The sequence below is a fragment of the Streptomyces calidiresistens genome (assembly GCF_014141525.1).
Lineage (GTDB): Bacteria > Actinomycetota > Actinomycetes > Streptomycetales > Streptomycetaceae > Streptomyces > Streptomyces calidiresistens.
Genome location: NZ_VKHS01000036.1, coordinates 1 through 15,893 on the forward strand (window position 1 = coordinate 1; position 15,893 = coordinate 15,893).

Consider the following 15,893-nt stretch of genomic DNA (forward strand, 5'->3'; position numbering starts at 1 on the left):
CCCCGGCCCCGGCCCCCCGGCCGGGAGCCGACGGCGCCCGACCCGGCCGCCCGATCCGTTCGGAGCCGGCTCGCACCATCCGCGCGGGTGCCGGTCCGGGAGGCCGCACGATGGCGCCACCACCGTGCGGAACGGCCCGCGGGGCACCGACACGCCCCACAGCGGAACGACAACACCGGGTGGTTCCGTCCGAGCCCGCCCCCGCGGTTCTTGTCCACCCGGTCAAAATATCGCCCCCCGCTTTGTACGAACGGCGGCGGGAGCGCCGACGCGGGAGGGGTAGCCTGAGCCCGTGATCAGCGCGATACCCGCCGGAGGCAGCGTCGCCTCCCCCGCCCCGGTCGCGGAGTCCGCTCCGTCCGGGGCACCGGCCCCGCGCGTCCCGCGCGGCCCGGTGCGGCCGGTCGTCGAAGGACGCGGCGGGGATCGCCCGTCATCCCCGACCGAACGTCGCCCGCTGCATCCGACATCGAGTTCCCGACGTCGTGCGACGAGGCGCGACAGGAGTCAGAGGACATGCACAGCAAGCTGGATGACGTCAAAGCCGAATTGCTGAACCGCGCGGCCGAGGTCGCCGACCACGGACCGGCGGGGAGCAGAACCGCCCAGCACCCGGACGCCGCCGAGCTCCGGGCGTACCTCCAGCGCTACTACCTGTACGTCTCCCCGGAGGACATCCAGGGACGCGATCCGGTCGACCTCTACGGCGCGGCGTTCTCCCACCGTCGGCTCGCCGCCCACCGCCCCCAGGGCACCGCCAACGTCCGGGTGCACACCCCGACGGTGGAGGAGGTGGGCTGGACCTGCAGCCACACCGTGGTGGAGGTCGTCACCGACGACATGCCCTTCCTGGTGGACTCGGTCACCAACGAACTCTCCCGGCAGGACCGGGGCATCCACATCGTCATCCACCCGCAGATGATCGTCCGCCGGGACGTCACCGGAAAGCTGCTGGAGGTCCTGGACGCCGGACGCGACCCCTTCGGCGCGCGGGCCCACACCCACGAGCGGGAGGAACTGCCCGACGACGCGGTGATCGAATCCTGGATCCACGTCGAGGTGGACCGGGAGACCGATCCCCGGAATCTGCGGAGCATCGAGACCGACCTGCGGCGCATCCTCAACGACGTCCGCGAGTCCGTGGAGGACTGGCGGAAGATGCGCGAGCGGGCCCTGGCCATCGCCGACGAGCTGACCGTCCCGCCCGTCCTGGTGACCGACACCGTGGTGGACCCGGCCACCGGCGGCGAGATCCTCCCGACCCCCGGCGACGAGGGGGCCGGGGCCCCCTCCGAGGAGGACGGCCCCGAGGCGGCGGCGGCCGAGGAACGCCGGCGGGCCCTGGAGGTCGAGGAGGCCCGCGAACTGCTCCGCTGGCTGGCCGCCGACCACTTCACCTTCCTCGGCTACCGCGAGTACCGCCTGGTGCGGGAGGACAACGGCGGCGAGGGGGACGTGCTCACCGCCATCCCCGGCACCGGCCTGGGCATCCTTCGCTCCGACCCCACCCACACCCTGCCCGAGGGCGGGCCGCCGGCCGCCGGCGGCCCGGGGGAGCACGGGCACGCCTCCACCCGCACCGACATCGGCGACTACCACCCCGGTGTGCCGACCCCCGACTCCCCGGCGTTCAGCCGGCTCACCCCCGCCGCCCGGGCCAAGGCCCGCGAGCCCCGGGTGCTCATCCTCACCAAGGCCAACAGCCGTGCCACCGTGCACCGCCGCTCCTACCTGGACTACATCGGCGTCAAGAAGTTCGACGCCGAGGGCCGCGTCATCGGCGAGCGCCGTTTCCTGGGCCTGTTCTCCTCGGCGGCGTACACCGAATCCGTGCGCCGGGTACCGGTGATCCGCCGGAAGGTGGCCGAGGTGCTGGCCTCGGCCGGTTTCGCGCCCGACAGCCACAGCGGCCGGGACCTCCTCCAGATCCTGGAGACCTACCCGCGCGACGAGTTGTTCCAGACCTCGGTGCCGACCCTGCGGGCCATCACCACCGCCGTGCTGCACCTGCAGGAACGCCGCCGGCTGCGGCTGTTCCTGCGCCAGGACGAGTACGGCCGCTACTACTCCGCGCTGGTCTACCTGCCCCGGGACCGCTGGACCACCTCGGTGCGGCTGCGGCTGAGCGAGATCCTGTGCGAGGAGTTGGGCGGCACCACCACCGACTTCACCGCCTGGAACACCGAGTCGGTGCTCTCCCGGCTGCACTTCGTGATCCGGGTCCCACCCGGCACCGACCTTCCCGAGATCACCGAGGCCGACCGGGACCGCATCGAGGCGCGACTCGCCGAGGCCTCCCGGTCCTGGACCGACGGCTTCGTCGACGCCCTCCTCGCCGAGTGCGGCGAGGAGCAGGCCGCCGAACTGGGCCGCCGCTTCCAACACGCCTTCCCCGAGGGGTACAAGGCGGACCATCCGCCGCGTGCCGCCGTCGCCGACCTGCAGTACGTCATCGGTCTGCGCCCCGGTGAGGACGGCCCGGACTTCGCCCTCAGCCTCTACGAGCCGGTCGGCGCGGCCCCCGGCGAGCGCCGCTTCAAGATCTACCGCACCGGCGAACCGGTGACCCTGTCGGCGGTCCTGCCGGTGCTGCAGAACCTCGGCGTCGAGGTGGTCGACGAACGCCCCTACGAACTGCGCCCGGCGGACGGCTCGACCGCCTGGATCTACGACTTCGGACTGCGCGTCCCGGAGTCCGTCGCCAAGGCCACCGGCACCGATGTCCGCGAGCGCTTCCAGGACGCCTTCTCCGCGGCCTGGACCGGCGAGGCGGAGAACGACGGGATCAACGCCCTGGTGCTCTCCGCGGGGCTGACCTGGCGGCAGGCGATGGTGCTGCGCGCCTACGCCAAGTACCTGTGGCAGGCGGGGGCGAGGTTCTCCAAGGAGAACATGGAGGCCACGCTCCGCCGCAACGTCCACACCACCCGCCTGCTGGTCAACCTCTTCGAGGCCCGCCTGCACCCCGAACGGCAGCACGCCGGCCACGAGTTGACCGACGGCATCCTGGAGGAACTGGACGGCGCCCTGGACCAGGTCTCGAACCTGGACGAGGACCGCATCCTGCGCGCCTTCCGCACCGTCATCCGGGCGACCCTGCGGTGCAACTACTTCCGCACCGACACCGACGACCGGCCCGACGCCGCGGCGGAGGGGGAGCCGGGGCGCCCCCGTCCCTACCTGTCGATGAAGCTCGACCCGCAGGCCATCCCCGACCTGCCCGAGCCGCGCCCGGCCTACGAGATCTGGGTGTACTCCCCCCGCGTGGAGGGCGTCCACCTGCGCTTCGGCAAGGTCGCCCGGGGCGGACTGCGCTGGTCCGACCGGCGCGAGGACTTCCGCACCGAGATCCTGGGCCTGGTCAAGGCACAGGAGGTCAAGAACACCGTCATCGTGCCGGTCGGGGCCAAGGGCGGGTTCGTCGCCAAGCGCCTGCCGGACCCCTCGGACCGGGAGGCGTGGCTGGCGGAGGGCGTCGCCTGCTACCGCACCTTCATCCGCGGCCTGCTGGACATCACCGACAACCTGGTGGACGGCCGGGTCGTCCCGCCGCCCGGCGTGGTCCGCCACGACGGCGACGACACCTACCTCGTGGTCGCCGCCGACAAGGGCACCGCCACCTTCTCCGACATCGCCAACGAGGTGGCCATCGAGTACGGCTTCTGGCTCGGGGACGCCTTCGCCTCCGGCGGCTCGGCCGGCTACGACCACAAGGCCATGGGCATCACCGCCCGGGGTGCCTGGGAGTCGGTCCGGCGCCACTTCCGCGAGCTGGGCCACGACACCCAGACGCAGGACTTCACGGTCGTCGGCATCGGCGACATGTCCGGCGACGTCTTCGGCAACGGCATGCTGCTGTCCGAGCACATCCGACTGGTGGCGGCCTTCGACCACCGGCACATCTTCCTGGACCCCGACCCCGACGCCGCGAGCTCGTACGCGGAGCGCCGCCGGCTGTTCGAGCTGCCCCGCTCCTCGTGGGCCGACTACGACACCTCCCTGCTGTCCAAGGGCGGCGGGGTGCACCCGCGCACGGCCAAGTCCATCCCGCTCACCCCGCAGGTGCGCACCGCCCTGGACATCCCGTCCTCGGTCGTGGCGATGACGCCCGCCGACCTGATGCGGGCGATCCTGCGGGCGCCGGTGGACCTGTTGTGGAACGGCGGCATCGGCACCTACGTCAAGGCCTCCACCGAGAGCCACGCCGACGCCGGTGACCGCGCCAACGACGCGATCCGGGTGGACGGCCGGGACCTGCGGGTCAAGGTGGTCGGCGAGGGCGGGAACCTGGGCCTGACCCAGTTGGGCCGCATCGAGTTCGCCCGCAACGGCGGGCACTGCAACACCGACGCCATCGACAACAGCGCCGGTGTGGACACCTCCGACCACGAGGTGAACATCAAGATCCTGCTCAACGACGTGGTCGCCAACGGGGACCTCACCGTCAAGCAGCGCAACCTGCTGCTGGCGGAGATGACCGACGAGGTCGCCGAGATCGTGCTGCGCAACAACCACGCGCAGAACGTGGTGCTGGCCACCTCCGAGGCCACCGCGCCCGGCCTGCTCCTGGCCCACCAGCGCTTCATCCGCTCCCTGGAGGCGGAGGGCCGGCTGGACCGACGCCTGGAGTTCCTGCCGGACGACGAGGAGATCGCCGAGCGCCGACACGCGGGGGAGGGGCTGACCCAGCCGGAGCTGGCGGTGCTGCTGGCGTACGCCAAGCTCACCACCACCGAGGCGCTGGTCGGCACCGACCTGCCCGACGACCCCCACCTGGAGCGGCTGCTCGAGGTGTACTTCCCCGGCCCGCTGCGCGAGCGCTTCCCGGACCGGATCGAGCGCCACGCCCTGCGCCGGGAGATCATCACCACCCTCCTGGTCAACGACACGATCAACGTCGGCGGACCCTCCTTCCTGCACCGGATGCACGAGGAGTCCGGGGCCTCGGTGGAGGAGATCGTCCGGGCGCACACCGCCGCCCGGGCCATCTTCGGCCTGCACCGGATCTGGGACACCGCCGAGCAACTGGCCAACGACGTCCCGGCGACCGTCCTGACCCATATCCGGCTGCACTCGCGGCGCATGGTCGAGCGCGGTGCCCGCTGGCTGCTGAACAACCGGCCCCAGCCGCTGCGGCTCGCGGAGACCATCGAGATCTTCTCGGACCCGCTGGGCCAGGTGTGGCTGGAGCTGCCCAAGCTGTTGCGCGGCCGGGACCTGGAGGTGCACAGCGCCACCCACGACGAGCTCGTGGGCAGCGGGGTGCCGGCCGAGCTGGCCCAGCAGGTGGCCGGGTTCACGGCGGTCTTCCCCGCCCTGGACGTGGTGGCCGTCGCGGATCGCACCGGGCGGGACCTGATGGACGTGGCGCAGGTGTACTACCACCTCGCCGACCAGCTGGGGATCTCCCGGCTCCAGGACCGGATCAGCATGCTGCCGCGCGCCGACCGCTGGCAGTCGATGGCGCGCACCGCGATCCGCGAGGACCTGTACGCGGCGCACCAGCTGATCACGGCCGACGTGCTGGCCGCCGGTGAGCCGGGGGCCGACCCGGAGGAGATGTGGGAGGCGTGGGCCTCCCGGAACCGGGCGATCCTCACCCGGGCCCGCTCGACGCTCGCGGAGATCCAGAACTCCGACGACTTCGACCTGGCCAACCTCTCGGTCGCGATGCGGACGATGCGCACCCTGCTGCGCAGCAACCGCTGAGACGCCGCGCCGTTCGCCGGCCGCGCCCCCGGAACCGGTTCCCCGGTTCCGGGGGCGCGGCCGTTCCCGCGACACCCCCTCGCCGGGTCCCGGGCGGTGTGCCGGGCCCCGGTCCCCCGCACGGCCCGGGAAAAGACGACGCGGGAGGTGGTCGTTCCTAGGGTGACGGGCATGGAGCCACTGATGATCAGCAGCGGCGTCGGCCGGGCGACGGCCCCGATGCCCGCCCCCGGTCGGGCCCCGGCCGCGCCGACCCTGCCCGCGGAGTGGGCCCGCACGCCGGTCCTGGTGGTGATGCCGACCTACAACGAGGCGGGCGCCCTGCCGGGGGTGGTGGCGGAGCTGATGGCCCTGCCGCTGCCGGGGCTGCGGCTGCTGATCGTGGACGACGCCAGCCCCGACGGCACCGGCCGCATCGCCGAGGGGCTGGCCCGTCGGTACGGGCCGCCGGGGCGTCCGCCCCGGGTGACGGTGTTGCACCGGCCCGTGAAGCGGGGATTGGGGCGGGCCTACGCGGCGGGGATGCGGCGGGCCCGGGAACTCGTCGCTCCCCCCGAACCCCCCGGCGGGTACGGCGGAAAGGGCGGGTACGGCGGGTACGGCGGGTACATCGCGCAGATGGACGCCGACGGCAGCCACCCGGCCGTCGCCCTGCCGGAGATGCTGGGGGTGGCCCACAGCACCGGCGCCGGTCTGGTGGTCGGCAGCCGGTACGTGGCGGGCGGCCGGCTGGCCGCCGGGTGGGAGCGGCACCGCAGGATGCTCTCGCGCGGTGCCAACGCCTACGCCGGGGCCCTGCTCGGAACGGGCATCCGGGACCTGACCGGCGGGTTCAACCTGTGGCGCGAGGAGGCGCTGCGGGCCGTCGCCCCGCAGGAGGCGGCCGGCGCCGGTCACGCCTTCCAGATGGAGTTGAAGCACCGGGCGGTGGTGCGCGGGGTGCGGGTGGTGGAGGTGCCCATCCGCTTCGGGGCGCGCCGGGCCGGGAACTCCAAGCTGTCGGCGGCGGTGCAGTGGGAGGCCGCGGTGCTGCCGTGGCGCCTGCTGCTGCGGGGAGGGCGGCCGGAGGGACGTTGAGCCCGTCGTACCCGTCCGGTCCCGCCGGACCCCGGGACGGCGGAAGGGCCGCGGGGCCGGCCGGTGACGCGATCACGTCACCGGCCGGCCCCGCGGCCGGTTCGGGTGTTCGGTTCAGGCGTCCCGCTCGTAGGGGCTCGCGAAGGGGAAGTACGCCTGGAGGAAGGGCTCCATGATCGACAGCTGGGTCGCCAGGTCCTTCTCGTCGGAGACCGTGTCGTTCAGGCAGAACACGGTCCGGTTGTGCGCCGCCAGCAGTCGACCCAGTCGCGTCTCGATCGCCGGGTGGGCCATGTCGAAGTAGTCGTACGGGATGCCACCGGGCACCGCGCGCCCGGTGAGGAACGCGTAGTAGTGGTGGAGGGAGGAGGTGACCGAGAGGTCGTTCAGGTCGCGGAACCGGTTGGCGGCGGTGGCCGTGTGCCGGTCGGCGAACTCCTTCTCGATCTCGTACAGCACGCTGCGGCGCAGGGCGTGCGGGACGTGCTTCATCTTCTGCGTGATGACCGCGCCGAAGCGCTCCTCCAGCAGCATCCGGTTGTTCTTGCCCGCCACCGACACCGGCACGTCCTCCGGGGTGGGCAGCCCGTAGGGGATGTGGGCCTTGGACAGGAAGAACCGGGTGAGGCCGTTGCCCAGGAAGAAGTGCTGGGGCACCGTCAGGCGGCCGAAGAACACGTCGTCGTTGAGGTAGAGGAAGTGCTCGGCGAGGCCCTCGATGTGGTGCAGCTGGCTCTCGATGGCGTGCGAGTTGAAGGTCGGCAGCAGCGAGGTGTCGGAGAAGATCTCGCGGTGGTCGACGACCGTCAGCCCGGGGTGGTCGGTGTTCAGCCAGGAGGGCACCTGACGGTCGGTGACCAGGTAGACGTGGCGGATCCAGGGCGCGTACTGGTGCAGCGAGCGCAGCGAGTAGCGCAGTTCGTCGCGGCTGAGGTAGCGGGCGGCGTTGGCGGCCTCGGCGTGGTAGGTCTCGCCGGCGTGCAGGGCCCGCCGGGCCAGCCAGTCCGGGTCGGCGCCGTCCACCCAGGTGTAGACGGCGTCCACGGGGAAGGGGACGTCGTCCGGGAGGGGGCGGGAGAACTCGGGAATGGTGACCACGGGGTGCGCGGCCGCGCCCTTGCGCGCCGGGACGGCGCGGGTCCCGGTGCCGACGTCGGCTCCCCGCTCGGCGTCGGCCGGGGCGTGGGGGACCGGGTGCAGTTGGTCCAGCCGGGCGAGGGGGACGGTGACGCGAGGGGTGTCGGGGGAGATCTCCTCGGTGCACCGGTTGCGGCGCGGTGCCACGAGCATCCCGCGCTCGTCGGTCTCCCAGAACTCCACCGTGCAGCCGTAGCGTTGTCCGATGGCGGTGGTGCCGCGTCGGTCGGTGGTGTACCAGCACATCCGGACCAGGGGGGCGGAGGTCCACAGCCGGCGGGCGGCCTGGGAGTCGCCGGGCACGGTGTGACGCGGCCCGCGGCGCCGGCGCCGCGTCCGGACACCGACGTAGCCGGCGGTGCGCGAGCACAGCCGGGCCAGGGCGCGGGCGGCCCGCATGCGCTCGTTCGCCGGCACGGCGACGACGGAGCCCGCCGGGTCCACGCCCCGCACGCAGAAGTAGTCCACCCCGGCTTCCCCGAGCGCCTCGCACACCATGCGCAGGGCCTCGTCGCGGGCGGCCAGGGGAGTGGGGAACTCCCGCACCGTGGCGGCCTTGGGCTGCCGGTTGACCTGCACCATGCGGCGCTCGGGGGCGGAGAACAGCTCGGGTCGGACGCGTCGGGCGCGCTCGGCGCGGACCTCCGCCATCCGGTCGGGCACGGCCCTGGCGGTGTCGGCGAGGGTGCGCTTGACGGACCCGCGCAGCTGCGGGGAGACCCGACCGGCCACCGCCCGGCGGGCGCGCAGAGGCACCACCCGCCGGTAGAGGGCGACCAGGGGGGAGGCCTCGGGGTTGACCGGCGGGTGGGTCCCCGCCGGGGATCCGCCGGGTCGGCGGATCGTCCGGCCGTCCGCCCCCGCGCCGGAGGCATCGGCCGGTGCCGGGCGGTCCCCGGACTCGGCTCGGTTGCTCACGGTGCGCGGGCGTTCGACCTGAACAAGAGCTGCATACCTGATGAAACGCCGCATAACTTTCACGATACGGCGCGCCGACGGCACGGGTGGCCGTTCGGTGTCCGGTGGCGCGGCGGATGAGGTGGAGACCGGTGCACAGCGTGATGTCACTTCGCGCGTCTTCCACGGATTCGGAAACCCATGCGTCCTTCCCCGAGGAATTTCCCGGGGATTCCCGGGAGATCGTGGAGGAAGTGTGCGGCCCGCGCCCGGAGGGTGTCGGTCCCCGACGGACGCGCCGTGTCGGGATGCGCGGGGCGGCCCCGGGGGTTCTCCTGGTGACATGACCGACGCCGACATCCGTCTCGATCGCCCGTCGCGCCCCTCCAACCCCGTCGTCCGCGCGTTCTTCCAGGCGGTCAACACCGGGGACCGCACGGCGCTGCTCGCCCTGCTGACCTCCGACGCCGTGCTCGTCTCGGACGGCGAGGAACGCGAGGTGGAGCCGTGGCTGGACCGGGAGGTGCTGGACATGGGGGGACATGTGGAGGTTGTGGAGGAGGAGGCCGGTGGCCTCGCGGTGACGGCCCGGTTCCGGGCGGGGGAGGGGGCCGAGCCGGTGACCGGCCGATGGGCCTTCGAACTGCGGAAGGACCGGGTGTCGCGGGTCGAGACCGACGGCACCACGGGTCCGGGGACCTGAGGAGTCCCGGGCGTCGGCGCCTCCGCGACGGACCTCTTCCGGTGTGCCCCCGGGGGTGGTCCGGATGGGTTCGGGGCCTCACCGGCCCCCACCGGCGGACCCTTCGACAGGTGTTCGAACGACTCCCCGTGAGCAGTGCGTAACTCATCCCATCGGGTGAGCGCGAAAACCCCCGCGCGTCGCCCGGAGGGGCGAGCACGCGGGGGTCGGTGCCGGCACGGGCGTGCCGGTCGCCCTCACTTCACGGAACCGGCCATCACCCCGGCCACGAACTGACGCTGGAAGGCGAAGAAGATCGCCAACGGCACCAGCATCGAGATGAAGGCGCCCGGCGCCAGCACGTCGATGTTCGCGCCGAACTGCCGCATCTCCTGCTGCAGCGCCACCGTCATCGGCGGGTTGCTGGAGGAGGCGAAGATCAGTGCCACCAGCAGGTCGTTCCACACCCACATGAACTGGAAGATCGCCAGGGCCGCGATCGCCGGACCGCCCAGCGGCAGCACCACCCGGGTGAACAGCCGTATCTCGCCGGCCCCGTCCAGCCGTGCCGCCTCCAGCAGTTCGCGGGGGATCTCCGCGAAGAAGTTCCGCAGCAGGAAGATCGCGAACGGCAACCCGAAGGCCGCGTGGAAGAGGACCACGCCGGGGATCGTCTCGAAGATCCCCAGCACGTTGAACAACCGCGCCACCGGGATCAGCGCCACCTGGATCGGCACCACCAGCAGCCCCACCACCACGAGGAACAGCCAGTCCCGACCGGGGAAGTCCAGCCAGGCGAAGACGTAGGCGGCCATCGCGCCGACCACCACCACCAGCGCCGTCGAGGGCACCGTGATCGCCACCGTCGTCCAGATGGAATCGGTGAAGGCCGACTTCTCCAGCAGGCTGGTGTAGTTCCCCACCGACCACTGCGAGGCGTCGGTCAGCGCCGTCCACCACCCACTGGCGGAGATGTCCCGGGGGTCGCGGAACGAGGACACGAACAATCCGGCGGTCGGCAGCAGCCACAGCAGGCCGAAGAGGATCAGGACCACCCGCACCGCACCACCGGCGGTGGCCGAGACCACCCGCGAGGCGACGGAGCGTTCCCCGCTCCGGCGGGCGGATCCGGTCCCCTCGCCCGGGGCGCCGGTCCGGGGCCGACGCGGCGACCCGGGCCGGGCCGGGGTGAGGGCCCCCGGCGTACCGGCGTCCGAGTCCTCGCCCCGCCCGGAATCGGCGGAGGAAGGGGGAATGTGGGGTGTGCTCATCGTGGTTCCTCCTGTCCCCGGTGGGCTTCCCCGCACCGGGTCGGCTCCCCCGCGGACCCCGGTGCCGCCGACGCGGCGGGACCCGGGACCGGTCGGCCGGGGCTGTGCGCTTCCCGCCTCATCCCTTGCGCTCCTGTCGCAGTCGTCGGATGTTGAAGATCATCACCGGTATCACCAGCAGCAGCAGGAAGATCGCGATGGCGCTGCCCAGGCCCTGGTTCGGACTGGTCCCGAACGAGGAGAAGTACAGTTGCAGCGCCAGCACGTTGGCGTCCGGTTGGGTGGAGCCCGGCGCGATGATCAGCACCAGGTCGAAGATCTTCAACACGTTGATCATCAGCGTGACCAGCACCACCGCCAGCACCGGCGCCAACAGCGGGACGGTGATCCGCCGGAACACCTGCCACTCGTTGGCGCCGTCCACCCGGGCGGCCTCCAACATCTCGCGCGGCACCCCGGCCAGGCCGGCGGCGATCAGGACCATCGCGAAGCCCGCCCACATCCACACGTAGCTGCCGATGATGGCGGGTGTCACCAGGGTCGGGCCCAACCAGTCCACGCCGTTGAACGAGGCGGCGAAGTTGCTCGCCGCCAGGCGCAGTTCGGCCCCGTCCGCCTCGGCGGGCAGCGAGAAGGTCCCGTCGTCGCCGGCCGTCGCCGTGGCGATCACCGTGCCGTCGCGCACCGCCTCCACGACCATTCCCGGCAGGCCGCGCTCGTTCTCGTCGACCACCCCCGGATCACCACCCCCGCCGGGGGCGAAGTCCAACCACACCACGCCGACCACCGCGTCGGGCGCGGGCTCCGGCTCCACCGCCTGCCCGGCGTCCGCCACCCGGGGCGGCGCCACCCCGACCAGTGGCAGCAGCGCGGGCTCGCCCACGGCCGCCGGTTCGGCGGCCACCAGACTCTCCTCCGGGCCCGGCTCCAGCCCGCTGTCGGGCCGGGGACGGGCGTCGGGCCAGGGCGCGCCCTCGGAGAAGGTGTCGTTCACCGAGACCAGGATGGCGTTGGCCACGCCCCGGTCCGGGTCCGCCTCGTACACCAGGCGGAAGATGATGCCGGCGGCCAGCATGGAGATGGCCATCGGCATGAAGATCACCAGCTTGAAGGCGGTGGACCAGCGGATCCGCTCGGTCAGCACCGCGAAGATCAGACCCAGGGCGGTCGCCAGCGCCGGCGCCACCAGAATCCAGATCAGGTTGTTCTGCAGGGCCCGCCGGATGGCGGGATTGGCGAACATCTCCCGGTAGTTGTCCAGCCCCACGAAGCCGGTACCGGGCGCGTCGAAGAGGCTGCGCCACAGGGAGTACCCGATGGGATACACCACCAGGGCGCCCAGCAGCAGCAGGGCGGGCAGCAGGAAGCACGCCACGGCCCATGGGCGGGCGCGTATCACCGCCGGTCGGCCATCAGCCATCCGTCACTCCGTCCATCGGATGTCGGGTCGGGTCCATCGGTACCCGGCCCCCGGGTCCTCCCCCGGGGGCCGGGGCGGTTCGGGCGGACGGTTCCCGCGGCCGCACCGGGGAGGGGGCCGGGGAGTCGTCCGCACCGGGACGCCCGCCCCGACCGGCCGGGGCCGGGAAGCCCGTCCGCACCGGGACGCGCTCCCCGGCCCCGTCGCCGGGGCGGGCGTCGGGGCTCAGCCCCCGTAGGCCCGCGCCGCCTCGCTCTCCAGGTACTCCTGGACCCCGGAGATGTCCTCGGGGTCGCGCAGGAAGTCCTGCAACGCCTGCCACATGCCCTGACCGGTGGTACCGCCGAACGCCGCCGGCGCCTGGTCGGAGAGGTCGAAACGGAAGTCGTCGCCGGCCGCGATCAGCGCCTCCGCGATGTCCCGCTGCACGTCGTCCGGGTAGGCGGAGGTGTCCAACTCGCGGTTGGGGGACAGGAAGCCGCCGCCCTCGGCCCAGATGCGGGCCGCGTCGGTCGAGGCGAACCACGCCATCAGCGCCATCTGCGCCTCGCTCGCCTCGCCGTCGGGGGCCAGCGCGACCGCGACGTCACCACCGCTGACCACCGGCGGGTCACCGTCCACGGCGGGGAAGGGGAAGACCTGCGCGTCCTCGCCGACCACGGCGTCGGTGCCGTCGGCGATCACCGAGGCCACGAAGTCGCCCTCGTAGACCATGCCCGCCGCCGGGCTCTCCAGGTCGGCGAAGGTCTGCGTGACGGAGGTCGGGAAGTCGGTGCGCAGCGCGCCGTCGGCACCGCCCGCCAACAGCTGCTCGGAGCCGAACAGTTCGGCCAGGGTGGTCAGTGCCTCGGTGACGCTCTCGTCGGTCCACGGGATCTCGTGGGCGGCCAGCTGGTCGTACATCTCCGGACCGGCCTGCGAGAGATAGATGTTCTCGAACCAGTCGGTGAGCGTCCAGCCGTCGCTCCCGGCCACCGAGACCGGCGGGGTGCCGGAGTCGGAGATGGTCTGCGCCACCTCGATGAACTCCTCCCAGGTCCCCGGTTCGGAGACCCCGGCGTTCTCGAAGGCGGTGGTGTTGTACCAGATCAGTGATTTGTTGGCGGCTTTGACGTAGACGCCGTACTGCTCGCCCTCGTGGGCGCCCAGATCCCGCCAGCCGGCCGCGTAGTTGGCGTCCAACTGCTCCATGACGGTGTCGTCCACGGGGACGATCCACCCCTGGTCGGCGAACTCGTGCAACACGCCGACCTGCGGCAGCACCACGATGTCCGGCGCCGCGCCGCCGGCTATCTTCTGGCCGACGAAGGTGGCCACGTTGTCGCCCGAGGGCACGAAGTTCACCTCGGCACCCGTTCGACTCTCGAACTCGGCGACCGCCGCCATGAAGTTGGCCTGCTCGGCGCCGGTCCACACCGCCGCGATCTCCAGGCTCTCGCCGTTCAGGTCGGGCAGTTCGACGGAGGACTCGGCGCCCGCCCCGTTGTCACCGCCGTCCTCGCCACCGTCGCCGTTGTCACCACCGCACGCGGTGGTGAGTGCCAGTACGGAGGCCACCGCGACGGCTCCCGCCGCGCGCATCGTGGTCCTCCGTCCGCCCGATCCCTTCCCCGTGATCGCCGTTGTCGGTCGTCGTCTCACCGCGCGCATGTCATCGCCCTCTTCCCGGGGCGCGGCTGACCGGCCGGGGGCCGGGACCGCCACGCCGCATGTCCCGTTCGTTCAAACGTCCTACGCCGGGGCATCCCCCCACCACAAGGCGGGACACCAACCGAACCCCGGTTCGTGACAGGGCTGTTATCAGAAGGTGAAGGCATGGGGCCCGAGTGACCCGACGGACACGGCGAGTCGGGCGTGGGGGCTCCCGGGCCCCGGGCGTACGGAAGTCGGACGGGCGCGCCCGCCGCGCGCGGGCGAAGCGCCTCACACCGACGAGACGGCGTGCTCCGTCCTCCCCGCCCGCGCCGCGGCGCTCGCCAACAGCGCCGCGTCGGTGGGGCCGTTGCCCAACTCCCGCACCGGCCGCCGGGTCGGGGGGTCCCCCATCCGGGCCCAGTCCAGCGGTACCACGGTGGGCCGCAGCGTCGAGGTGCGGGGGATGCGGCCGGTCACCCGCGCCACCTGGAGCGGCACCGGCACCGGGCCGGGCCGCAGCAGCTCCCCCCGCCCGGGAGGGGAACCCGTCAGGCGCACCAGGGCGCCGGGTGCCGGGGCGGGCCCGCCCGCCCGGATCAGGTGGATCCCCAGCCGGGCCCCCGAGGTCGCGACCGCCTCCAGTATCCGAACCATCGATCCCGCCGCCGGCCGGCCCGGATCCCCCGCCGCCGGCGCCCACAGCGACTCCGAGTCGTCCACCACGACCACCAGGCGGGGCATCGGCCCGCTGCCCGGCGCGAGCATCGCCGGAAGGGGCACGCCCTCCTCCTCCCCGACCGGCGCGGGGAGGGTGAACCCGGAGCGCCCGCCGTCCGGTCGGTCCTCGGCGAACCCTCCGGCGCCCAGCAGGTCCTCCCGCCGTTTCAACTCCGCCCGCAGCGCGCGGGCGAAGGCCCGCATCCGCACCGGGTCGTTCGCCCGCAGCCGGTGCGCGGTCTGCGGCAGCTCCGCGCAGGCGGCCAGACCGTCCCCGCCTCCGGCCTCCACCAGGAGCAGCGACAGTTCCCGCGGCCCCCTGACCGCGGCGAGCCCGACGGCGAACGCGCACAGGGCCTCGCTGCGCCCCGAGCCCGGCGGCCCCTCCACGACCACCGGGCCGGGGAGCACGGTGGGATCGATCACCACCGGGCCGCCCGTGCCCACTCCCAGGGGGACCGGCAGCCCGGCCCGGGGCCCGGCCCAGCGCTCGCGCAGCACCCCCGGGGTGACCCGGGGCAGCCCCAGCAGGTCCAACAGCCGCACCGACGACGGCAACGGCCCACCGGCCGCCGCCCCCTCCGCGTCCTGCGGGTCACCGCCCAGCGGCGCCAGTGCCCGGGCGAACCGCTCCGCCCAGGCGGCGGAGACGGCGTCCGCGGTCGCCGCCGGCCCGACCGTGCCGTCCGCCCGCACCAGTCGGACGGTGGTGGCCACCTCGCCCACCAGCACCGCCGTGGTCCCGCAGCCCACCAGGGCGGGCACCGCCGCCCGCGCCGAGGCCAGGCCGCGCTCCAGCGGCGAGGTCGGCGTGGCGGCCGGCGCCTCCGCCAGGCACAGCACGTGCACACCCCTCGCACGGCCGCGGGCCACCAGCTCGGCCGCCGCGGCGCGCGCCTCCGCGGAGCCGGGGTCGCCGTCGAGGACCAGCAGGGTCCGCGGACCGCCCGGCTCCCGGCCGGCCGACTCCCGCAACCGGGCGAGGGCCTGCTCGCGGTCGAAGGCCACCAACCGTCGACAGGCCCGGCCGGGGCCCGGCGCGGTGTGCGGCAGCCACCCCGCCCACGCCCACTCGGCGGCTCGACCGGGGGCCACCACGACCACCTCCAGCCCGGCGGGCGGGTGGTCGGCGACCAGGCGGGCGACCACGGCGCGGGCCAGGCCGAGCAGCCGCCGGCGGGGGCCCACGAGCCCCAGGGAACCGGTGAGGTCCAGGGGCACCTCCAGGGACTCCCGCTCACCCGTGACGCGGTGGACGGTGCCCGGTCGCGCGATCAGCGGGGGGCGGGGTCCGGGGTCGGCCGGCGGTGTCCCGCCCGGCTCCGGGGACGGCGCGGTGGGAAGGGGG

The 15,893-nt window shown here is 73.5% G+C and carries 8 protein-coding genes; 3 read left to right on the plus strand and 5 right to left on the minus strand.

Annotated features, from left to right (window positions below; genetic code table 11):
* Nucleotides 1-516: 516 nt before the first annotated feature.
* Nucleotides 517-5,709, plus strand: a complete 5,193-nt coding sequence (locus tag FOE67_RS03450; protein ID WP_182660254.1) for an NAD-glutamate dehydrogenase — start codon at nt 517-519, stop codon at nt 5,707-5,709.
* 171 nt (nt 5,710-5,880) lie between these two features.
* Entirely contained in the window at nt 5,881-6,786 is a 906-nt protein-coding gene (locus tag FOE67_RS03455) for a polyprenol monophosphomannose synthase (protein WP_228473501.1), read from the plus strand.
* A 114-nt stretch (nt 6,787-6,900) separates the two neighbouring features.
* Here the strand turns inward: FOE67_RS03455 and FOE67_RS03460 are convergent, their stop codons facing one another.
* Nucleotides 6,901-8,841, minus strand: coding sequence for a stealth family protein (locus tag FOE67_RS03460; protein WP_323384130.1), 1,941 nt, complete (start codon nt 8,839-8,841; stop codon nt 6,901-6,903).
* Between the two features lie 322 nt (nt 8,842-9,163).
* Between FOE67_RS03460 and FOE67_RS03465 the strand changes: the two genes are divergently transcribed.
* Nucleotides 9,164-9,523, plus strand: a complete 360-nt coding sequence (locus FOE67_RS03465) for a nuclear transport factor 2-like protein (protein WP_182660256.1) — start codon at nt 9,164-9,166, stop codon at nt 9,521-9,523.
* 236 nt (nt 9,524-9,759) lie between these two features.
* Here FOE67_RS03465 and FOE67_RS03470 read toward each other — a convergent pair whose 3' ends face one another.
* The 4 genes from FOE67_RS03470 to FOE67_RS03485 form a co-directional block, all read right to left on the minus strand.
* A complete protein-coding gene (locus tag FOE67_RS03470) occupies nt 9,760-10,773 on the minus strand; it encodes a carbohydrate ABC transporter permease (protein WP_182660257.1) in 1,014 nt (337 codons plus the stop codon).
* Nucleotides 10,774-10,891: 118 nt separating this feature from the next.
* Nucleotides 10,892-12,193, minus strand: a complete 1,302-nt coding sequence (locus tag FOE67_RS03475; RefSeq protein WP_182660258.1) for a carbohydrate ABC transporter permease — start codon at nt 12,191-12,193, stop codon at nt 10,892-10,894.
* A 225-nt stretch (nt 12,194-12,418) separates the two neighbouring features.
* Nucleotides 12,419-13,774, minus strand: coding sequence for an ABC transporter substrate-binding protein (locus FOE67_RS03480; protein ID WP_228473502.1), 1,356 nt, complete (start codon nt 13,772-13,774; stop codon nt 12,419-12,421).
* Between the two features lie 342 nt (nt 13,775-14,116).
* Nucleotides 14,117-15,893, minus strand: a 1,777-nt coding sequence (locus FOE67_RS03485; RefSeq protein ID WP_267133295.1) for an FtsK/SpoIIIE domain-containing protein, incomplete at its 5' end; no start/stop codon positions are given.